The sequence below is a fragment of the Methylobacterium sp. JK268 genome (genome assembly GCF_054052225.1).
The window spans coordinates 97,541-117,655 of record NZ_JBSVZN010000011.1 but is presented as its reverse complement, the minus strand read 5'-3'; the positions used below and the strand labels follow the sequence as shown (position 1 = coordinate 117,655).

The 20,115-nt window shown below is 72.9% G+C and carries 20 protein-coding genes; 6 read left to right on the top strand and 14 right to left on the bottom strand.

What is annotated here, in order from left to right; genetic code table 11:
- Window positions 1–53: 53 nt before the first annotated feature.
- The 4 genes from ppx to ACW9J6_RS14025 form a co-directional block, all read right to left on the bottom strand.
- Window positions 54–1,598, bottom strand: a complete 1,545-nt coding sequence (gene ppx, locus ACW9J6_RS14040) for an exopolyphosphatase (RefSeq protein ID WP_457117096.1) — start codon at window positions 1,596–1,598, stop codon at window positions 54–56.
- A 150-nt stretch (window positions 1,599–1,748) separates the two neighbouring features.
- Window positions 1,749–4,034, bottom strand: a complete 2,286-nt coding sequence (locus ACW9J6_RS14035; protein WP_457117095.1) for an RNA degradosome polyphosphate kinase — start codon at window positions 4,032–4,034, stop codon at window positions 1,749–1,751.
- 85 nt (window positions 4,035–4,119) lie between these two features.
- On the bottom strand, window positions 4,120–4,818 hold the full coding sequence (locus ACW9J6_RS14030; protein WP_457117094.1) for a hypothetical protein: 699 nt from the start codon (window positions 4,816–4,818) through the stop codon (window positions 4,120–4,122).
- Window positions 4,818–5,942, bottom strand: a complete 1,125-nt coding sequence (locus tag ACW9J6_RS14025) for an AI-2E family transporter (RefSeq protein ID WP_457117093.1) — start codon at window positions 5,940–5,942, stop codon at window positions 4,818–4,820. Before ACW9J6_RS14025 ends, ACW9J6_RS14030 begins: the two co-directional genes overlap by 1 nt.
- Before the next feature lie 226 nt (window positions 5,943–6,168).
- Here ACW9J6_RS14025 and purM point away from each other — a divergent pair, with 226 nt between their 5' ends.
- Window positions 6,169–7,236 carry a phosphoribosylformylglycinamidine cyclo-ligase gene (gene purM / locus ACW9J6_RS14020; RefSeq protein WP_457117092.1) on the top strand — a complete coding sequence of 356 codons (1,068 nt, stop codon included), beginning with the start codon at window positions 6,169–6,171 and terminating at the stop codon, window positions 7,234–7,236.
- Window positions 7,233–7,886: a phosphoribosylglycinamide formyltransferase gene (purN, locus tag ACW9J6_RS14015; protein WP_457117091.1), complete on the top strand. Its 654-nt coding sequence runs from the start codon at window positions 7,233–7,235 to the stop codon at window positions 7,884–7,886. The genes purM and purN overlap by 4 nt, the downstream gene beginning before the upstream one ends.
- On the opposite strand, the gene ACW9J6_RS14010 is transcribed toward purN, so the two are convergent.
- Complete coding sequence (locus ACW9J6_RS14010; RefSeq protein WP_457117090.1) at window positions 7,887–9,095, bottom strand: MFS transporter; 1,209 nt, start codon at window positions 9,093–9,095, stop codon at window positions 7,887–7,889.
- A gap of 101 nt (window positions 9,096–9,196) precedes the next feature.
- On the opposite strand from ACW9J6_RS14010, the gene ACW9J6_RS14005 reads away from it, so the two are divergent.
- Entirely contained in the window at window positions 9,197–9,784 is a 588-nt protein-coding gene (locus tag ACW9J6_RS14005) for a TetR/AcrR family transcriptional regulator (RefSeq protein WP_457117089.1), read from the top strand.
- A gap of 54 nt (window positions 9,785–9,838) precedes the next feature.
- Here ACW9J6_RS14005 and ACW9J6_RS14000 read toward each other — a convergent pair whose 3' ends face one another.
- On the bottom strand, window positions 9,839–11,107 hold the full coding sequence (locus ACW9J6_RS14000; protein WP_457117088.1) for an MFS transporter: 1,269 nt from the start codon (window positions 11,105–11,107) through the stop codon (window positions 9,839–9,841).
- Between the two features lie 218 nt (window positions 11,108–11,325).
- Here ACW9J6_RS14000 and ACW9J6_RS13995 point away from each other — a divergent pair, with 218 nt between their 5' ends.
- Entirely contained in the window at window positions 11,326–11,829 is a 504-nt protein-coding gene (locus ACW9J6_RS13995; protein ID WP_457117087.1) for an N-acetyltransferase family protein, read from the top strand.
- Between the two features lie 8 nt (window positions 11,830–11,837).
- Here the strand turns inward: ACW9J6_RS13995 and ACW9J6_RS13990 are convergent, their stop codons facing one another.
- The 8 genes from ACW9J6_RS13990 to rpmI form a co-directional block, all read right to left on the bottom strand.
- Window positions 11,838–12,014: a hypothetical protein gene (locus tag ACW9J6_RS13990; RefSeq protein ID WP_457117086.1), complete on the bottom strand. Its 177-nt coding sequence runs from the start codon at window positions 12,012–12,014 to the stop codon at window positions 11,838–11,840.
- Between the two features lie 113 nt (window positions 12,015–12,127).
- The gene (locus ACW9J6_RS13985; RefSeq protein WP_457117085.1) at window positions 12,128–13,027 is read right to left on the bottom strand and encodes a DUF1186 domain-containing protein; all 900 of its coding nucleotides are present in this window, start codon (window positions 13,025–13,027) and stop codon (window positions 12,128–12,130) included.
- A gap of 19 nt (window positions 13,028–13,046) precedes the next feature.
- A complete protein-coding gene (gene pheT / locus ACW9J6_RS13980) occupies window positions 13,047–15,473 on the bottom strand; it encodes a phenylalanine--tRNA ligase subunit beta (RefSeq protein ID WP_457117084.1) in 2,427 nt (808 codons plus the stop codon).
- 40 nt (window positions 15,474–15,513) lie between these two features.
- Complete coding sequence (locus ACW9J6_RS13975) at window positions 15,514–15,996, bottom strand: hypothetical protein (RefSeq protein WP_457117083.1); 483 nt, start codon at window positions 15,994–15,996, stop codon at window positions 15,514–15,516.
- Window positions 15,993–16,310 (bottom strand): hypothetical protein, encoded by a 318-nt coding sequence (locus tag ACW9J6_RS13970; RefSeq protein ID WP_457117082.1) that lies wholly within the window; start codon window positions 16,308–16,310, stop codon window positions 15,993–15,995. Before ACW9J6_RS13970 ends, ACW9J6_RS13975 begins: the two co-directional genes overlap by 4 nt.
- A gap of 21 nt (window positions 16,311–16,331) precedes the next feature.
- Complete coding sequence (gene pheS, locus ACW9J6_RS13965; RefSeq protein ID WP_457117199.1) at window positions 16,332–17,414, bottom strand: phenylalanine--tRNA ligase subunit alpha; 1,083 nt, start codon at window positions 17,412–17,414, stop codon at window positions 16,332–16,334.
- Between the two features lie 157 nt (window positions 17,415–17,571).
- The gene (rplT, locus tag ACW9J6_RS13960; protein ID WP_457117081.1) at window positions 17,572–17,949 is read right to left on the bottom strand and encodes a 50S ribosomal protein L20; all 378 of its coding nucleotides are present in this window, start codon (window positions 17,947–17,949) and stop codon (window positions 17,572–17,574) included.
- A gap of 54 nt (window positions 17,950–18,003) precedes the next feature.
- Window positions 18,004–18,204 carry a 50S ribosomal protein L35 gene (gene rpmI, locus ACW9J6_RS13955; protein ID WP_457117080.1) on the bottom strand — a complete coding sequence of 67 codons (201 nt, stop codon included), beginning with the start codon at window positions 18,202–18,204 and terminating at the stop codon, window positions 18,004–18,006.
- Window positions 18,205–18,469: 265 nt separating this feature from the next.
- On the opposite strand from rpmI, the gene ACW9J6_RS13950 reads away from it, so the two are divergent.
- A complete protein-coding gene (locus tag ACW9J6_RS13950) occupies window positions 18,470–19,261 on the top strand; it encodes a class II glutamine amidotransferase (protein ID WP_457117079.1) in 792 nt (263 codons plus the stop codon).
- A 117-nt stretch (window positions 19,262–19,378) separates the two neighbouring features.
- Window positions 19,379–20,101, top strand: a complete 723-nt coding sequence (locus ACW9J6_RS13945) for a sigma-70 family RNA polymerase sigma factor (RefSeq protein ID WP_457117078.1) — start codon at window positions 19,379–19,381, stop codon at window positions 20,099–20,101.
- Window positions 20,102–20,115 lie beyond the last annotated feature (14 nt).

Sequence of the window (20,115 nt, the reverse complement as noted above, 5' to 3'; positions counted from 1 at the left end):
AACGGGGGCTTAACCTCGGGGCAGGCGGGGAGCAGCCGCGGGGGAGAGCCGCCTCACTCCCCCACCGCGATCCGCGCCTCGACGCCGATCAGGCGGCCGAGGCCGCGCAGGCGGTTCGACAGGCGGTCGCTCGCCAGCGCCCGCAGCTCCGCGGGCAGGTGCAGCACCAGGGCGCCGTCCCGCAGCAGGAGCGGCGTGCGCGGCAGCACCCCCTCCATGGCGACCGAGATCGGGAAGGCGACCCGCAGGGCCGTGCCGAGGAGCCGCGCCAGTTCGAACAGCCGCCCGCCCGCGAGCTGGCGGAGCGTCGGGCTGACCTTGTCGGGCGCCACGCCCTCGTGGCGGAAGAACACCGCCACCGCCAGGTAGGCCCGGCCCGGATGGTCGATCCCCACGAAGGCGCCGTGGGCGATCAGGTTCAGGCTCTGCTCGCCCCGATAATCGGGATGGGTCCGCCAGCCGATATCGGCGAGCAGGCAGGCCGCGTGGCGCAGGCGCCGCTCGTCGGCGGTCTCGGGCCGGTCGAGGCTCGCCATGAGGGCGTCGGTCCAGGCCTGGAGCTCGGCACCGTGACCCGGACAGCGCGAGCGCAGGCGGTTCAGTTCATCGGCCGCGACCAGGAGCGGGTCGAGATTGCGCCCCGCCGGGTCGAGCAGCTCGTAGAGCAGCCCCTCGCGCACGCCCGTGGCGGAGATCGCGATCTCGCGCGGGCGCCCGCTGCGGATGATCTCCTCCAGCACCACCGCCCCGTAGGCGAGCAGCGGCCGGCGCGCCTCCGAGACGCTCTCCACCGCGGCGAGCGTCGCCGCGTCGACGCGCTCCACCACCTCCAGGAAGGAGAGTTCGTCGTCCGGCTCGATCGTGTGGCCGTGCATCACGTGCAGCGGATAGCCGCGGGCGGCCTGGTGCAGCCGGGCGAGCGCCCGCCACGTCCCGCCCACCGCGTAGAAGGTGCGCCCGCGCAGGGTCTCGAGCTGGGGCGCGGCCTTCTTGAGCGTGTCGGCGGCGATCTTGCGCGCCTTCTTCAGGGAGCCGCCGCTGAGATCCTGGAGCGCCAGCCCGCCGAGCGGCGTGGTCACGCCCTGCCCCACCGCCGCGCCGCGCACGTCCACGAGTTCGAGGGAGCCGCCGCCGAGATCGCCCACCACCCCGTCCGGGGCGTAGAAGCCGGCGATCACCCCGTAGGCCGAGAGTTCCGCCTCGCGCCGGCCCGACAGGAGCTCGATCGGCTGGCCGCAGGCTTCCTCGGCGGCGCGCAGGAAGTCGGGGCCGTTCTCCGCGTCGCGGGCCGCCGCCGTGGCCAGCACGTGGATCCGCCCGACCCGCATGGTGCGGCACAATTCGCGGAAGCGCGCCAGGGCCTGGAGGGCGCGCCGGATCCCCTCCTCGTTGAGCCGCCCCGTGGTCAGCACGTTGCGCCCGAGGGCGCACATCGCCTTCTCGTTGTAGAGCGGCGTCGGCGCCCGCGAGAGCCCCGAATAGGCGACGAGCCGCACCGAGTTGGAGCCGATATCGATGATGGCGATCGGCTCGCCGGGCTCGATCCGGGCGGCGGCGTAGGGGGGCAGCGTCTTGCGGACGAAGGTTTCCAGATCCATCGGGGCCTCGCGGCGGGGTCGCCGGGGAGCAGAGGGGCGCCGAGAGGCGCCCGCGAAGAGGGCCGCGGGACCCTCGCCCCTGACCCAGAGGAACGGCCCGGCGGCGCGCGCCCCTTATGACCGGAACCGGCCGCCCTGTCAGCCGGCCCGTCAGCCCCCCTGGCCGCGGCGGCTGAGGGAGCGGGGGCTCGACTTCTTCGAGGCCTTGCCGCGTCCCGAGAGGCTCGGGTTGGTCATGAAATAGTTGTGCGCGTTGAACGGTTCCTCGCCGGAGGCGGCCTGGATCCGCTCGCTGGCGCCCGAGGCCAGGACCCGCCAGCTCTGCTGGTTGTCGAGGAGGTTCGCCAGCATGATCTGGTCGAGCACCTGCTGGTGCACGGTCGGGTTGAGGATCGGCAGCAGCGCCTCGACCCGCCGGTCGAGGTTGCGGCTCATCAGGTCGGCCGAGGAGATGTAGAGCTTGGCCTTCGGGTTCGGCAGGCCGACACCGTTGCCGAAGGCGTAGACCCGCTCGTGCTCCAGGAAGCGCCCGACGATCGACTTCACCCGGATGTTGTCGGACAGGCCCGGCACGCCGGGGCGCAGGCAGCAGATGCCGCGCACGATGCAGTCGATCTGCACGCCCGACTGGCTCGCGTCGTAGAGCGCGTCGATCACCGGCGCGTCGACGAGGGAGTTGCACTTGATCCAGATCGAGGCCGGGCGCCCGGCCTTGGCGTGCGCGATCTCCTCCTCGATGTGCTGGAGGAGGCGCGGCTTGAGGGTGAGCGGCGAGACCGCCATGCGCTCCAGCTCGGCCGGCTCCGCGTAGCCGGTGACGAAGTTGAAGATCCGGGAGACGTCCCGGGCGATCACCGGGTCGGCGGTGAAGAAGGACAGGTCCGTGTAGATGCGCGCGGTGATCGGGTGGTAGTTGCCGGTGCCGACGTGGCAGTAGGTGACGAGCCGGTCGCCCTCCCGGCGCACCACCATCGAGAGCTTGGCGTGGGTCTTGAGCTCGATGAAGCCGAACACGACCTGCGCGCCGGCCTTCTCCAGGTTGCGCGCCCAGCGGATATTGGCCTCCTCGTCGAAGCGGGCCTTGAGCTCGACGAGGGCCGTCACCGACTTGCCGGCCTCGGCGGCTTCCGCGAGCGCCGCCACGATCGGCGAGTTCGAGGAGGTGCGGTAGAGGGTCTGCTTGATCGCCACCACGTTCGGGTCGCGGGCGGCCTGGGACAGGAACTGCACCACCGCGTCGAAGGATTCGTAGGGGTGGTGGACCACGAAGTCCTTCTGGCGGATCGCCGCGAAACAGTCGCCGCCGCTCTCGCGGATGCGCTCGGGGAAGCGCGGGTTGTAGGGCTTGAACTTCAGGTCGGGCCGGTCGATCGCCACGATCTGCGACAATTCGTTGAGGGCGAGCATGCCCTCGACGAGGAAGACCCCGTCGGCCGGGATCTCGAGTTCGTCGGCCACGAAGCCGCGCAGGTCGTCCGGCATGGTGGCCTCGACCTCGAGCCGGATGACGATGCCGCGGCGGCGCTGCTTGAGGGCGGTCTCGAAGTGGCGGACGAGATCCTCCGCCTCCTCCTCGATCTCGAGGTCCGAATCGCGCACCACCCGGAATCCGCCCTGGCCCTTCACGAGGTAGCCGGGGAAGAGCCGGCTCGTGAACAGCACGATCACCTGCTCGACGGCGATGAAGCGGGCGGGGCTCGCCCCGGTCGGGTCGGGCAGGCGCACGAAGCGCTCGACCACGGCGGGCAGGCGGATGAGCGCCCGCAGCACCCGCGCGTCGCGGGGGCGCACCAGCATCAGGGCCAGCGTCGAGCCGAGATTCGGGATGAACGGGAAGGGGTGGGCCGGGTCGATGGCGAGCGGCGTCAGGACCGGGAAGATGTGCTGGAGGAAGTACTCTTCGAGCCAGGACGCCTCCGCGGCGGTGAGCCCCATCCCGTCCACGAGCTCGATGCCGTTCTGCTGCAGGTCCCCGCGCAGCTCGCGCCAGCGCCGCTGCTGGTCGCGGGCGAGTTCGGACACCTCGGCCCCGATCCGGGCGAGCTGCTCGCTCGGCGTCAGCCCGTCCTGGGACGGAGTCGCGATGCCGGCCCGGACCTGGTCGTGCAGGCCCGCCACCCGCACCATGAAGAACTCGTCGAGGTTGTTGGCCGAGATCGAGAGGAAGCGCAGCTGCTCCAGGAGCGGGTGGCCGGTATTGGAGGCCTCCTCCAGCACCCGGCGGTTGAACTGCAGCCAGGACAATTCCCGGTTCACGAACCGCCCGGGCTCGTGCCGCAGGGCCCGTCCGGCCGCGATCGCCTCGTCCACCGGCTTCTCCAGGACGGCCGGCGGCTCGGGCGCAGCGGGCAGTCCGGCGGCCTCCCGGTTCGCGTCCTGCCCGGCGGCATCCGGCGCGAGGACGTCCTGGAGGTCGACGGCGGAGGGATCTGTCACGGGCGATCTCCTTCAGAAGCGCGATCCCGTCGGCGGCGGCGGCGCCCGGCCTGACAGGGGGGAGGCGATGGGATGAAGCCTTGTCTCAGGGGCCTCCTTCTTCCGCAAGGTCGTCGAGCGTCGCGAGGGTGGAGAGCGCGAGCGGCCGGGTGATGCGGCGGCCGCGGCTCAGGCCCTCGCGGTCGAGGGCCGCCACGACCTCGCGGGCGCGCCCGAGCGAGCGGTCGAGGCGCAAAGCCAGGGCGTCGACCACGCTCGTGTCCACGACGAGCTGGCGGTCGACGAAGAGCTTCACCAGCACCGCCCGCAGCAGCGCCTCGTCGGGGGGCGCGATGGCGACGGTAGGCGCGAGCCGCAGCCGCGAGCGCAGGTCCGGGGTGGCGAGGCCCCAGGTCTCGACCGGTCCCGCCCCGGTGATCACCAGGAAGCTCCGGCGCTCGCGCACGAGGTTGAGGAGGTGGAACAGGGCGGCCTCGTCCCGGCCCTCCCGGCGGTCGGCATCCTCCACCACCAGGGGGTCGTGCCCCGCGAGGAGCGGCAGGCTCGCCGGCGTCACCTCGGCGATCCCGACGCTGCGGGCGCCCGCCGCGGCGGCCCAGATCGCCGCGAGGTGGCTCTTGCCGCTGCCCGCCGGGCCGGTGAGGACGAGGATCGGGTCGGGCCAGTCCGGCCAGGCCTCGATCCGCGCGTAGGCGGCGTCGTTGGAGGGCCCGATCAGGAAATCCTCGCGGCCGAAGCGGGGATCCAGGGGCAGGTCGAGGGCGAGCTGGCGGGCGGGCGGCATCAGGCGCGGCTCCGGGCGTCGCGGTCGGCCAAGGTCAGCGGGGTCGGGGGCGCCGGCAGCGGCGGGGCGCCGGCCCGGTAGAGGGCACTCTCCAGGTAGCGCCGCACCGCGAACCGCGCCAGCACCCCGAGGGACGCGGCGAGCGGCACGGCGAGGAGCAGGCCGAGGAAGCCGAACAGCGACCCGAAGGCGAGGAGCGCGAACATCAGCCAGACCGGGTGCAGCCGCACCGCGTCGCCGACGAGCTTGGGCTGCAGCACGTTGCCTTCGAGGAACTGCCCGACCAGGAACACCCCCAGCGTCGCGACGATCCAGGGCCAATCCGGCCAGAACTGCACCACCGCGACGCCGGTCGAGAGCAGGAAGCCGGTGAGGGAGCCGACATACGGGATGAAGGTGAGGAACCCGGCCATCAGGCCGATCAGCACGCCGAAATTGAGCCCGATCAGCCACAGGCCGAGGGCGTAGAAGCTGCCGAGGATCAGGCAGACGAGGCTCTGGCCGCGGATGAAGCTGGTGATGGCCCCGTCGATCTCGCGGCCGAGCGCCCGCACCGTGTCCTGGTGGCGGGGCGGCACCCAGCCGTCGAGGGTGGCGATCATCCGGTCCCAGTCGACGAGGAGGTAGAAGGCGACGACCGGCGTGACCACGAGGAGCGACAGGATCCCCACCACCGCCTGGCTCCCCGACCACAGCGAGCCCACGAGGTTGACGAGGAAGCGCCCGCCCTCCGCCACGAGGCGGCCGACCGAGGATTGCAGGTCCTGCAGGGTGCCGGCTCCGCCCGCCCGGTCGAGGAGCGGCCCGGCATGGTCCCCGATGATCGCCTGGATGCGCGACACCACGCCCGGCAGCGCGGCCGCCAGCGCGCCGATCTGGCGGGCGGCGAGCGGCACCGCGATGATCAGGGCGAGGACGAGCCCGAGCACGAAGACGGCCAGGATCACGAAGGTGGCGGAGAGCCGCCCGATGCCGAGGCGCTCCAGGCGGTCGGCGATCGGGTCGAGCAGGTAGGCGAGCGCCGCCCCCGCCACGAAGGGCACCAGCACCTCGCGCAGTTCGTAGAGCAGGACCACCACGGCCGCGAGCACGGCGAGCCCGATCGTGGCGCGGCGCTGGAGCATGCCCGTCCCCTTCGGCGGCGCGCGGGCCGCGATCCCCTCGCGGCGATTCCCGGCCGCCGGGGCAGATAGGAACGCCCGCGGGCGGGGGTCAAGCGAGGGCGCGGGCGCCGGGGGCGACTCGCCGCCCGGCCCGGAAGCCGCTACACGGGGCGCGCGCGGCGCCGCAGGATCGGGGCGGGATCGAGGCGAAGGGTCGAGGCAAAGGGTCGAGGCGAAGGATCGAGGAATGACGGGCGAGAACGGGCTGACCTACGCGCAGGCGGGCGTCGACATCGACGCGGGCAACGCCATGGTCGAGGCGATCAAGCCTCTGGTGCGCGCGACGCGCCGCCCGGGCGCGGACGCGGAGATCGGCGGCTTCGGCGGGCTGTTCGACCTCAAGGCGGCCGGCTTCACCGACCCGATCCTGGTCGCGGCCAATGACGGCGTCGGCACCAAGGTGAAGATCGCCATCGAGACCGGGCGCCACGACACGATCGGCATCGACCTCGTGGCGATGTGCGTCAACGACCTCGTGGTGCAGGGGGCCGAGCCCCTGTTCTTCCTCGACTACTACGCGACGGCCAAGCTGGTGCCGGGCGTGGGCGCGGCGATCGTGACGGGCATCGCGGAGGGCTGCCGCCAAGCGGGCTGCGCGCTGATCGGCGGCGAGACCGCCGAGATGCCGGGCCTCTACGACGGCTCCGACTACGACCTCGCGGGTTTCGCGGTGGGCGCGGCGGAGCGCGGCACGCTGCTGCCGGTCGACGGCATCGCGCCGGGCGACCTCGTGCTGGGCCTGCCCTCTTCCGGCGTGCACTCGAACGGCTTCTCGCTGGTGCGCCGGATCGTGGCGGCCTCCGGCCTGTCCTGGGACGCACCGGCGCCCTTCGCGCCGGGGCAGAGCCTCGGCGAGGCCCTGCTGACCCCGACCCGGATCTATGTCCGCCCGCTGCTCGCCGCGCTCAAGGCGACGGAGCGCGGCGCCATCAAGGCGCTCGCCCACATCACGGGCGGCGGCTTCCCCGACAACCTGCCCCGCGTGCTGCCGGACGCGGTCGGGATCGAGGTCGATCTCGGCGCGGTAGCGGTGCCGCCGGTCTTCGGCTGGCTCGCCCGCACGGGCGGCGTGGCGGAGGCCGAGATGCTGCGCACCTTCAACTGCGGCATCGGCATGGTGGCGGTGGTCACCGCCGACCGGGCCGCTTCCGTGGAGGAGGCCCTGCGGGCGGCCGGCGAGGCGCCCGTGCGGCTCGGCCGCATCACCGCCCGGGGCGCGGCCCCCGTGACCTTCGCGGGCCGGCTCGCCCTGTGACCCGCCCCCGCACCGCGATCCTGATCTCGGGCCGCGGCTCGAACATGGTCTCGCTGCTCCAGGCGGCGGCGGATCCGGCCTATCCGGCGGAGTTCGTGCTCGCGGCCTCGAACCGCCCGGAGGCGCCGGGCCTCGCCCGCGCGGCCGCGTCCGGGCTCGCGACCCTTGCCCTCGACCACCGGGGCTATCCGGACCGGGCCGCCTTCGACGCGGCCCTCGACGCGGCGCTGCGCCAGCACCGCATCGACCTCGTGGTGCTGGCGGGCTTCATGCGGGTTCTGACGCCGGCCTTCGTCGAGGCCTGGGCGGGGCGGATGGTCAACATCCACCCCTCGCTGCTGCCGCTGTTCCGCGGCACGCACACGCACGACCAGGCCCTGGCGGCGGGGGTGCGGCTCCACGGCTGCACGGTCCATTTCGTGGTGCCCGAACTCGATGCCGGGCCGATCATCGCGCAGGGCGCGGTGCCGGTGCACCCGGGCGACGATGCGGAGGCGCTCGCCGCCCGCGTGCTGGTGCAGGAGCACCGCCTCTACCCGGCCGCGGTGGCGCTCGTGGCCTCCGGCCGGGCGCGGCTGGAGGGTGGGCGCGTGGTCTTCGCCGCGGATGTGAGCCCGGAGGACGGCGCGCTCCTGTCGCTCCCGGCCTGATCAGGTCGGGGCGGTCTCCCGCAGCCGGCGGGGCGCGAGGCTCACGAGGCCGAGAAGCGCGAGGACGAGGCCGACCCAGAGCGGCGCGGTGAGGCCGTAGCCGGCCGCGATGGCGCGCCCGCCGGCCCAGGTGCCGAAGGCGAGGCCGGCGGTGATCACGGCGGCGTGCAGCGTGTTCACCAGCGTCCCGGGGGAAGCGGCGCGCATCACCCGCGCCACCAAGGCGGGGTTGAGGGTCACGCCGGACAGGCCGATCACCAGGAAGGCCGCGACCGCCACCGGCAGGCTCCCGGCGAACAGGGCGAACGCCGCCAGCGCCGCCGCGAGCAGCGCGAGGCCGCCCGCCAGAACGGGGATTGTGTGGCGGTCCGCGAGGCGGCCGACCACGAGGTTGCCGAGGACGTTGGCGCCCCCGTAGGCGGCGAGCACACCCGGTAGGAGGGAGGCCGGCAGCCCTGCCACCTCGATGAGGAGCGGCGCCGCGTAGCTGAAGGCCGCGAAGGTGGCGCCGATGACGAGGCCACTCGTCGCGTAGGCGGCCCAGAGCCGGGTGCTCCGCAGGGCCGGGAGTTCCGCGCCGAGGCCCGAGCCCCCTCCCCGCCTCGTCTCCGGCACCGCGGCCGCGACCAGGACGGTGCAGGCGAGCGCCAGCAGGGCGACGCTCCAGAAGCTCGCGCGCCAGCCGAGGTGCTGGGCGAGGGCGGTCGTGACCGGGAGCCCCAGCACGGGCGAGAGGGTCAGGCCGGCCAGCACGATCGAGGCGGCCCGGCCCCGCTCCTGCGGCGCGACGAGCCCGGCCGCGATCGTCAGCGCGACCCCGAAACAGGCCGAGGCCGCCGCTCCCATGCCGACCCGGACCGCCGCCATGATGGCATAGCCCGGTGCCAGGGCGCAGACCACGGCCCCCGCTGCCGACAGGGCCAGCAGGACCACGAGGGCGGCCTTGTCGGGCGTCCCGAACCGCAGGAACAGGATCGTCAACAGGGGCCCGCCCAGCGCCATGCCGAGGGCGTAGAGCGAGATCAGGTCGCCGATCGCCGCCACCGAGGCGCCGAGCGCCGCCGTGAGGTCGGGCATCATGCCGGCCACCATGAACTCGGAGGTCGTCACCCCGAAGATCGCCAGTCCGAGCAGGGAAACGATCCCCCGCGCCGGGATGGTCCGGGACCCGGTCTCGACCCCGCCGGTCGTCGCTCTCGACGCGTCCATCGTCTTCGCCTATTTCTGTAGTTGGGATGATAGAAACCGCTAGCGGATCCATGACGCTGAGTCAACGATTTCTATCAATCTGACTACAGAAAGGTGCCTCCATGGCCTCCCGCGGCCGTCCGCGCAGCTTCGATCGCGACCTCGCCCTCGCGCGGGTGATGGAGGTGTTCTGGGAGAAGGGCTACGAGGGCGCGCAGCTGACCGACCTGACGGCGGCGATCGGCATCACGGCGCCGAGCTTCTACGCGGCCTTCGGCGCGAAGGAGGCGGCGTTCCGCGAGGCGGTGGACCATTACGTCGCGACGATCGGGGTCCCGCCGATGCGCGCCCTGGCGGAGGCCCCGACGGTCCGGGAGGGGCTGCGGGCCATGCTGATGGGGAGCATCGACGTCGCCCTGTCGCGGCAGCCCGGCGGCTGCCTGCTGATCCTCGGGGTGGTGAACTGCTTGCCCGCCAACGCGGCGGCGCGCGAGCACCTCCTCGGCCTGCGCCACCGCACCGTCGCGCTGATCGCCGAGCGGTTCGAGCGCGGCATCCGGGAGGGGGAGTTGCCGGCGGATTTCCCGGTGGCGCAACGCGCGGCCTTCTATCACGGGATCATGCAGGCGATCTCGTTCCAGGCGCGCGACGGGGCCTCGCGGGCGGATCTGGAGGCGCTGATCGAGCCGGCCCTGGCGGGGCTGGGCTGACATCAGCGGGACGGACCCGCCCTCCCCGCGGCGCGACGGGGCCCGGCGGTCCGGTCAGGTCGCGGACGGCGCGGGGCGCTCCGTCCAGTCCGCGTAGCGGGCGAGGCCCACGGCCCCGATCAGCGCGATCCCCGCACCGCAGGCGACGATCACCGGCAGCACGCCCAGGGCCGTGAAGGCGAGCGGCGCCAGAAGCAGCGCGGTCAGGATTCCCGCGGTGGCCGCCGCCATCGAGGCGCGCATGGCCGCTGCGAGGTCCGGCCGCGCCACGTGCGTTTGACGCAGCACCGCCACGGGGATGTCCTTCATCGGCCCGCCGATCGCGCCCAGCGCGGCGGACGCCATCAGGCCGAGGAGGACGGAGGATGCGGGGAAGCAACTGGCGAGGCCGAGCAGCATGACGCCGCAGCCGACCAGCATGTTGCCGGCGCAGATCTGGACCTGCGGCCGCAGCGAGGGCGCGCGGCTTCCGACGACCAATGTGGCGATCAGGTTCGTGCTGCCATAGGCGGAGATCACCGCCCCGTAGGCGCCGAGGCTGCTGCCGCCCAGGCCGGTGATGCCGCGCTGCTGGATCAGCAGGGGAAGGCCGAGGAAGAACACCGCGTACCACGCGCCGTTCACCCATCCGGTCGTGGCGAGCACGTAACCGAGCAGCGGGTGCCCGCGCATGGCCTGGATGCCGCGCCGGATGGCGTGCAGGACGCTCCCAGGACCCGGATTCGTGGAGACCAGCCGGCCGCGATGCCAGCGCCCGATCATGGCGATGGCCGCGCCCGAGCACAGGAAGCTGACGGCGTCGAGCGTCAGGAAGTGCACGACCGGCACGATGCCCGCCAGCAGGGCGACGAGCCCGGGTCCGAGCAGGCGCGCGGCGCGTTCGGTGGCATCGATCAGGCCGTTCGCGGCCGGCAGAAGCCGGACGTCATCGACCAGCGTCGGCAGGAGCGTCTGGAGCGCGGGGCGGAACACGGCCTCGCCGGCCGAGAGCACGACGATGGCGGCGACGAGCTGCGGCACGCTCGGATGCCCGCTCGCCAGCCACAGGCCCGCGACGGCGAGCAGGATGAGGGCGCGGGCGAGGTCGGCGCCCACCATGCTGCGCCGCCGGTCCCAGCGGTCCGCCCAGTGGCCGATGCCGAGGACCGCGAGCAGGATGACGAGGGATTGAAGCGCGGCGAGGTACCCCGCAGACGGGCCGAGGACGGCGACGCCGATCCAGGCCAGCGCCACGGCATAGAGCTGGTCGCCCACGGCGGACAGGACGAGACCGGCCCAGAGCAGCCGGACGGGAGGGCTGCGCAGGGGGTGGAGGATTCTCACGCTCGGATGCCGTCGGCCGGGATGCCGCCGACGCGGATCGCGGGGACCGCCGCAACGACGCCGCCTCTGCGTCCGTCCATACGATGCTCCTGATCCGGCGTTGTCCCCGGTTCGATCGGGGATTCTGGCGTCCTGCGAATGCGATGCCCCGCGGTGGCGAAGCGGCTTCGCCCTTCTCCACGGTACCGTTAGGGTAACCCGGCCGATAAGGAAACGCGATGCCAGATTCCTTCACCCTGCGCCGGCTCGAATCCGCCGATGCGGCCGCCTTCCGCGACCTGCGCCTCGAAGGATTGCGCGACCATCCGGCGGCCTTCGGCGCCTCCTTCGACGAGGAGGCCGCCCGTCCCGTCGCGTGGTTCGCCGAGCGGCTGGCGGCCGGGCACGTCCTCGGCGCATGGACGCCGGAGGGCCGGCTGGTGGGCCTGGCCGGCCTCGCTTTCCACGATACGGCGAAGCTGCGGCACAAGGCGCTCCTGTGGGGCGTCTACCTGCGACCGGAGGCGCGCGGCACCGGCCTCGCCGAGCGCCTGATCCGGCGGGTGCTCGGCGAGGCCGGTGCCCGTGCCAGCGACGTCCACCTCACCGTCGGGGCCGCCAATGCGGCCGCGCGCCGGCTCTACGCCCGGCTCGGCTTCGCGGCCTACGGGACGGAACCCCGCGCCCTCTTCGTCGACGGAGCCTTCCACGACGAGATCCACATGGTGCTCCGCGTGGCGTGACGCCGCCCTCAGGCGAGGACGCGCTCCCCGGCGGGTGTGCGTACCCGCGCCCGGAGGGCCGCGATCGGTCCGGCCCGTGTCGTCGGCGGATCGACGAGGCCCAGCCTGCCGTGGAGCCCGGCGATCCGGTCCGGCTCGGGATGCGCGACCTCCAGGGACAGGAGCCGCGCCCCGTCCTCCGGCATCCCGGCCGCCGTCCCGCATCGGCCGGCCGAGGCTCGCGCGCACAGGGGCCTCGCCCTCCTGCAGGCTCGGGGCGACGATCACGAGGTGGTCGAGCCGCAGCGTCGCGCCGCGCTCAGACGCTGGCCGCCGTGAGTTTGTCGTAGCAGCACTTCTTGAACTTCTTGCCCGATCCGCAGGGGCAGGGATCGTTGCGGCCGACATCCCGGTAGGGGTTGTGGTAGGTCGCGGGTGGCGCGTCATCGGCCCCGCCATCGCGCTCCACCGGGAGGGACGGCGACGCTCCCTCCGCCGTCCAGGCCAGCTCCGTCGCGAGATCGCCCAGGTAGCCGAGCCGCAGCCGCTCGAAGCGCTTGCGGCTCTCCGGCTTGGCGATCGCCTCGCGCAGGTTCTTCTCGAAATCCGACAGGTACGAGATGTCGGTCGGCGTGCGGCCGCTGCGGCGGGACTCGCGCACGCGGTCGGCGAGGTCGCTGAACCCCAACGCGCCGATCGCGTCCTCCCAGCCCTGCCAGGCCGGATCACCCGCCTCCGCCCCGCTCTCGGCGTCGAAGCGGACGAGGAGGTCATGCGTCCGCTCGCGGTCGATGCGGCCCTCGGCCGTCAGGAAGGCGGCGGCTCCGAACAGCTCCATCCGCACGATCCCGTCCGTCTCGGGAGCCATGATGGTCGCGAAGAGCGTGTCGGCGTCGCCGTCGAACAGGCTCGCGACGACCCGCGGGGCCGTGTCGACGAAGTCGTCGCCGAGCACCTCCAGGACGAAATCCTCGGGGTGGCGCAGCAGGCGCATCAGCGGGGCGAAGGCCTTCGTGTCGCGGGCCCGCGCCAGCACGTGCAGGCCCCAGAACAGCAGGGTCGCCTGAGGGACCTCGAGGTTCTCGCCCGCCGACGCCCGCTCCAGCGCGGCGAGCACTGGCCCGGCGATCGTCTCCGGCGCCGCCACGGCCCGGGCGAGGGCCTCGGCCGGCAGGTGGGAGGCCTGCGAGAGTTCCGCGACGAGCGCGTCATCCGTCATGGTCGATCTTCCCCGTCCGTCACGCCCGCAAGCTGGCGCCGGTCTTCTTCGTCACCTCGGCGACGATCTTTCCGCTCACCGCCTCGATCTCCGCATCGGTGAGCGTGCGGTCGACCGGCTGGAGCCGCACCGCCACCGCCACGGACTTCTGGTCCTCGCCGATCCCCGGCCCCTCGTAGACGTCGAAGACCTCGGCGCCCACGATGAGGGCGCGGTCGGCCCCCTGCGCGGCCTTGAGGATGTCGCCGGCCGCCACGTCGCGCCCGACCACGAAGGCGAAGTCGCGGGTCAGGGGCTGGAAGTCCGAGAACTTCGCCGCCGGCTTGACCTTGGTCGGCCGGTGCTTGGGCAGCGGCAGGGCGTCGAGGACGATCTCGACGACCACGACCGGCCCCTTCGCGTCGAGGGCCTTGAGCACCCGCGGGTGCAGTTCGCCGAAATGCCCGATCGCGTTGCGCGGCCCGAATTGCAGGGTGCCGGAGCGGCCGGGATGCAGCCAGTCGGGCCCGCCCGCCACGACCTGCAGCCCGCCGGTCGGCACGCCCAGCGCCGTGAGCAGCGCCAGCGCGTCGGCCTTGGCCTCGTAGGCGTCGACCGGGCGGGCGGCGCCGTCCCAGTGCCGTCCTGCGCCCCCGAAGCGCGCGCTGCCCCGGCGCAGGGCCGCCGCCCGGATGGTCTGGCCCTCCGGCTCGTCCGAGGCGAAGCACTGCCCGACCTCGAACAGGGCGACGTCGCCGTAACCGCGGTCGGCGTTGCGCTGGGCGGCCCGCAGCAGGCCCGGCACGAGGCTCGGGCGCATGTCCGAGAGGTCGGCGGCGATCGGGTTCGCCAGCGCCAGGTCCAGCCGGCCGCCCCCGAAGGCCTTCGCGTCGTCGCGGGGGATGAAGGACCACGTCACCGCCTCGACGAGGCCGCGCGCCGCGAGCTCCCGCTTGGCGAGCCGCGTGCGCTTCTGCAGCACGGTGAGGACCGGGCGGATCACCGTCGCCTCGACCCGCGGCAGGGGCTTCGCCTCGATCCGGTCGAGGCCGGCGATGCGCACGATCTCCTCGACGAGGTCGGCCTTGCCCTCGACGTCCGGGCGCCAGGAGGGGGTGAGCACCTTGGCGCGGTCGCCCGTGCCGGAGACGTGGAAGCCGAGCGCCTCCAGGGTCACCCGCATCTCCGTGCGGGGCAGGTCGAGCCCCGAGAGCCGGCGCACCTCGGTCCAGGGGAAGTCGATGATGCGGTCGGTCTCGGGGAGCGCGCCCGCCGCGACCGCCTCGCTCGGCACGCCGCCGCAGAGGTCCACCACCATCCGGGTGGCGAGGTCGAGGCCCGGCAGGGTGAAGGCCGGGTCGACGCCGCGCTCGAAGCGGTAGCGGGCATCCGTGACGATGCCGAGCCGGCGGCCGGTCTTGGCGATGTTCCGCGGGTCCCAGAGGGCCGATTCGATCAGCACGTCGGTGGTGGTCTCGTCGCAGCCCGAAGGCTCGCCGCCCATGATGCCGGCGATGGATTCCGGCCCGGCCGCGTCGGCGATGACCACGATCTCCTCGTCGAGCCGGTAGGTGCGGCCGTCCAGCGCGAGCAATTCCTCGCCCTCCCGCGCCCGGCGCACGGTGAGGTCGCCCTTCACCTTGGCGGCGTCGAAGACGTGGAGCGGGCGCCCGCGGTCGAAGGTGATGTAGTTCGTGATGTCGACGAGCGCATTGATCGGCCGCAGCCCGATCGCCCGCAGGCGTCGCTGCAGCCACGCGGGCGAGGGGCCGTTGCGCACGCCGCGCACCAGCCGCAGGCCGAAGAGCGGGCAGAGGTGCTCGTCCTCGGGCGCGAGGTCGCGGGTCACGGAGACCGGGCAGGCCCCCTCCCCGCGCACGGGCGCCAGGGTCTCGCGCCGGAGCGTGCCGAGTCCCGCCGCCGCGAGGTCGCGGGCGATGCCCGAGACGCCGGTGCAGTCGGGCCGGTTCGGCGTCAGGTTGATCTCGATCACCGGGTCGTCGAGGCCCGCATAGGCCGCGTAGGCCTGGCCCACGGGGGCGTCGGCCGGCAGGTCGAGGATGCCGTCGTGGTCGTCCGAGAGGCCGAGCTCGGCCCCCGAGCAGAGCATGCCGCGGCTCTCGACGCCCCGGATCGTGCCCACCGAGAGCGTGATGTTCTTGCCCGGCACGAAGGTGCCGGGCGGCGCGAAGACGCTCCGCATCCCGGCCCGGGCGTTCGGCGCCCCGCAGACGACCTGCACGGGTGCGTTCCCGTCGCCGAGATCGACGGTGCAGACGCGCAGCCGGTCGGCGTTCGGGTGCTGCTCGGCGGTGAGGACGGCGGCGATCCGGTAGGCGGCGAGGTCCGCGGCCTTGTCCTCGATGCGCTCCACTTCGAGCCCGATCCGCGTCAGCGTCTCGGCGACGACCGCGAGGGACGCGTCGGTGTCGAGGTGGTCCTTGAGCCAGGAGAGGGTGAATTTCATGGGGGACGGCCGTTGGCTGGAAAGGGTCAGGTCCGAGCGGTCACGATCGACGCGTCCGGGCGAGGAGCAGGACGGCGAGGTGGCGGTAGGTTGGGGCGGGCAGCGCCTCGATCAGGTCGACGGCCTCGCGGGCCAGCGCGATCAGGACCAGCACGTCGGAGCGCGTGTGACGGCTGCGCTCCGGGCTGTAGTCGGCGTCGTGGCGCTCGCGCAGGAGTTCGAGGAAGGCGACGCCGATCCGCTTCACCTCGGGGCCGAGCGCCTGGACGTCGGAGCGTTCGAGCCTGCGCTTGGTCTCGAGGTGGTCGAGCGAACGGTAGAGCGCGGAGACCTGCTCCGGCGGGCTGCTCCAGCCGATCAGCCCGTCCGCGGACAGGTAGCAGAGGGCGTGAAAGAGGGCGTAATAGGCATCGCTCACCGCGCGGCGCAGCGACGTTCCGCGCGGCCGCCCCGCCTCGTGGCGCGCCCGGGCCTCGGCCGTGTCGAGCAGATCGCGGACGATCCGATGCCGGATCCGCCTCATGACGGCGTGCCGATCGCGTCCGCCGGATCGTCGTCCAGGTCCCCATCGTCCGCGTCGTCCGGATAAGCGTAGGAGAGGTAGGCGTGACGGCCCTCGTCCTGCGCGCGCAGAGCGTCCTGCAGCGCGACGCTGGCGTCGATCGCCGTCCGGCCGGGAACCAGTTCGGCGCCCGGCCGCATGACGGCCCGGACGAAGAAGGACGCATCCCCGTCCTGATCCTCCCCGGCCGCCACTTCCGCGCGCTCGAAGCCGAGCGGGCCGAGCACGTGCCCGAGGATCTCGTTCGCCAGAACCTGAACCTCCGCCGCCTTCATGGCGACCTCCTCCACGATGCGTCAGCCCGTCAGCCCGCCCACCAGGCTCGGGATGTCCAGCGGCCGGAAGCCGTAATGGTCGAGCCAGCGCACATCCGCGTCGAAGAAGGGGCGCAGGTCCGGCATGCCGTATTTGAGCATCGCGATGCGGTCGATGCCCATGCCCCAGGCGAAGCCCTGGACCTCGTCCGGGTCGAGGCCGCACTGGCGCAGCACGTTCGGATGGACCATCCCGCAGCCCAGGATCTCCAGCCAGTCGTCGCCCTCGCCGAAGCGGATCTCGCCGCCCTTGCGCGAGCACTGGATGTCGACCTCCGCGGAGGGCTCCGTGAAGGGGAAGAAGGAGGGCCGGAAGCGCATCTTGACGCTGTCGACCTCGAAGAACGCCTTGCAGAACTCCTCCAGGATCCACTTCAGGTTCGCGAGCGTCGCGGAGCGGTCGATGACCAGCCCCTCGACCTGGTGGAACATCGGCGTGTGGGTCTGGTCGGAATCGTGCCGGTAGGTGCGGCCCGGGCAGATCACCCGGATCGGCGGCTGCTGGCTGCGCATGGTGCGCACCTGGACCGGCGAGGTGTGGGTGCGCAGGAGCTTGCGCTTGCCGTCGCGGCCGGGCGGCAGGAAGAAGGTGTCGTGCATCTCCCGGGCCGGGTGGCCCTCGGGGAAGTTCAGCGCCGTGAAGTTGAGCTCGTCCGTCTCGATATCCGGCCCCTCGGCCACGGCGAAGCCCATGTCGCCGAAGATCGCCGTGATCTCGTCGATGACCTGGGTGATCGGGTGGACGCGCCCGCGGGTCTCGGGGCCCTCGCGCACGGGAAGCGTCACGTCGATGCGCTCGGCGGACAGCCGCGCCGCGAGGGCGGCCTCGGCCAGCGTCTCGCGGCGGGCGAGGATCGCGCCCTGCACCCGGTCGCGCAGGCCGTTGATGAGGGGGCCGCGCTCCTTGCGTTCCTCGGGCGACATGGCGCCCAGCGTCTTCAGGAGGTCGGAGACGGCGCCCTTCTTGCCGAGGGCGGCCACCCGCACGCCTTCGAGCGCCGCCTCGTCGGACGCGCCCTCGACCTGCGCCAGGAGGTCGGATTCGAGGCTGTGAAGATCGGTCATCATGTCCCTGCCGGATCGCCGGGATGCCCTGCCCCGCGGGGCGCGGGCGGTCAAGCCGCCGCGGCGGCTGCCGAAACGCGAACGGCCCGCGCGAGGGCGGGCCGTCGAAGCGTGCGGTCTCCCCGAGGGGAGGCTCGCCAAGCGGAGGAATCCCGCGTCAGGCCGCCTGCGCGACCTCGGCGGGGAGCGCCGCCTTGGCCTGCTCGACCACGGCCGCGAAGGCCGCCGGCTCGTGGATGGCGAGCTCCGAAAGCGCCTTGCGGTCGACGACGATGCCCGCCTTGGCGAGGCCGTCGATGAAGCGCGAATAGGTCAGGCCGTGCTCGCGGACCGCCGCGTTGAGGCGCTGGATCCACAGCGAGCGGAAGTTGCGCTTCCGGTTCTTCCGGTCGCGGTAGGCGTATTGGAGGCCCTTCTCCACCGCCTGCTTGGCGATGCGGATCGTGTTCTTGCGCCGGCCGTAATAGCCCTTGGCGGCCTTCAGCACCTTCTTGTGCTTCGCGTGACTCGTCACGCCGCGCTTGACGCGTGCCATGATGATCTCCTGGATCTAGATCGAAAACAGATTGCGGTGCGTGTGAGGAGGACTTCAGCCGTTCGGCAGGAAGTACTTCTTCACGTTGGCGGCATCACCCTCGAACAGGGTGGTGGTGCCGCGCAGGCTGCGGATCTGCTTCGTGGTCCGCTTGATCATCCCGTGGCGCTTGCCGGCCTGGGCGTACATCACCTTGCCGGTGCCGGTGATCTTGAAGCGCTTCTTGGCGCCCGACTTGGTCTTGAGCTTGGGCATTTTGCTCTCCTGAACGCGAACGAGACCGGACCCTCGCGGGTCCGACCGTCACGCGCATCGGTTGCGTGGAGCGAAACGACCCGCCACGGCAGCCCTCACGGCCGGGCGGTTCGGTCGAGGGGCGCGCTCTAGCACAGGCGCCGCTTGCCCGCAATCGGGACCCGGATGCCGGGTCGCCCGGCGGGATTGCGCTCCCCGGACGATTCGGGAAGGGTGCTCCCCCTTCGCCCGCCTTCCCCCCTCCTCCCCCGGCCCGGTCCCCGCGATGTGCGAATTGCTCGGCATGAGCGCGAACGTGCCCACCGATATCCGCTTCAGCTTCGCGGGGCTGGCGCGGCGCGGCGGCGAGACCGGCCCGCACGGGGACGGCTGGGGCATCGCCTTCTACGAGGGGCGGGGCTGCCGCAGCTTCCACGACCCGCAGGCCAGCGCCCGTTCGCAGATCGCCCGGCTGATCCGCGAATACCCGATCAAGAGCCGCATCGTGGTGGCGCATGTCCGCCGGGCCAATCGCGGCCGGGTCTCGCTGGAGAACACCCACCCGTTCAGCCGGGAACTCTGGGGCCGCACCTTCACCTTCGCGCATAACGGGCAGCTGAAGGGCGTCAAGCGGCTCCCCCTCGGGCGGTTCCGGCCCGTCGGCACCACGGACAGCGAGCACGCCTTCTGCTGGATGCTGGGGCGGCTCGAAGCCCGCTGGAAGACCCTGCCGAAGCCGACGCTCCTCGACGGCGCGGTGCGGGCGCTCGCGGCCGAGCTGCACGGGCTCGGCGTGTTCAACATGCTGCTCACCGACAGCCGCACCCTCTACGCCCATTGCGGCAAGCGCCTCAGCTACCTCACCCGGCGGGCCCCCTTCGGCACCGCCACCCTGATCGACGAGGATTGGCGCGTGAACTTCTCCGAGGAGACCACGCCCGACGACATCGTCACGGTGGTGGCGACGCAGCCCCTGACCCGCGACGAGCGCTGGACCGAGATCGCGCCCGGCACGGTTCTCGCCTTCCGTCTCGGCGTGCCGGACGGCGACGAGACCGCGGCCGGGGTCGGGGGGTGAGGCCGGGGTTTCCGCGGCGGCCCAGCGACCCATGTGAATCCGGGGAGTGAGACTCTCGGGACCTGAACCGAGGGGCGCGAGCGCCCCGGCCTGAGGGGCGAGCCGACGCGGAGACCCATGACGCAGGACAGCGCCCACGACCGGCCCGACGCGCCGCGCCCCGGCCTCTCGGCCAGCATCCGCAGCCATCTCGGCACCCAGCTGCGGGTCGCCTACGAGACCCTGGGCACCGAGGATCCGAGCAATCGCTTCGCGGAGCTGATCGCCCGGCTCGAAGGGGCGCTCGCCGCGCAGGGCCAGGCCGTCCGGCCCGAATTCCGCGACGGGCTGCTCCAGGCGGTGCCCTCGCTGCGGGCCTTCGCGCTCTCGCTCACCAGCAACGCGGCCCGCGCCGACGACCTCGTGCAGGACACGCTCCTCAAGGGCTGGCAGCATCGCGCCCGGTTCCAGCCCGGCACCAACCTGAACGCGTGGCTGTTCACGATCCTGCGCAACATCTTCTACTCGGACCACCGCAAGCGGGTGCGCGAGGTCGAGGACCAGGACGGGTCCTACGCGGCCCGCCTCGCCACGGCGCCCCACCAGGGCGACCGGCTCGACGTCGAGGACCTGCAGAGCGCGCTGGCCAAGCTGCCGCCGGACCAGCGCGAGGCGCTGGTGCTGGTGGGCGCCGAGGGCGTCTCCTACGAGGAGGCGGCCGCGATCATGAACTGCAAGGTCGGCACGGTGAAGAGCCGGGTCAGCCGCGCCCGCACGCGGCTGGCCGAACTGCTCGGCTACGACGAGGAGGATCTGGGCACCGACCGGCTCATCCAATCGGCCATGCCGAAGGACGGCTGAGAGTTCCGCGCAGC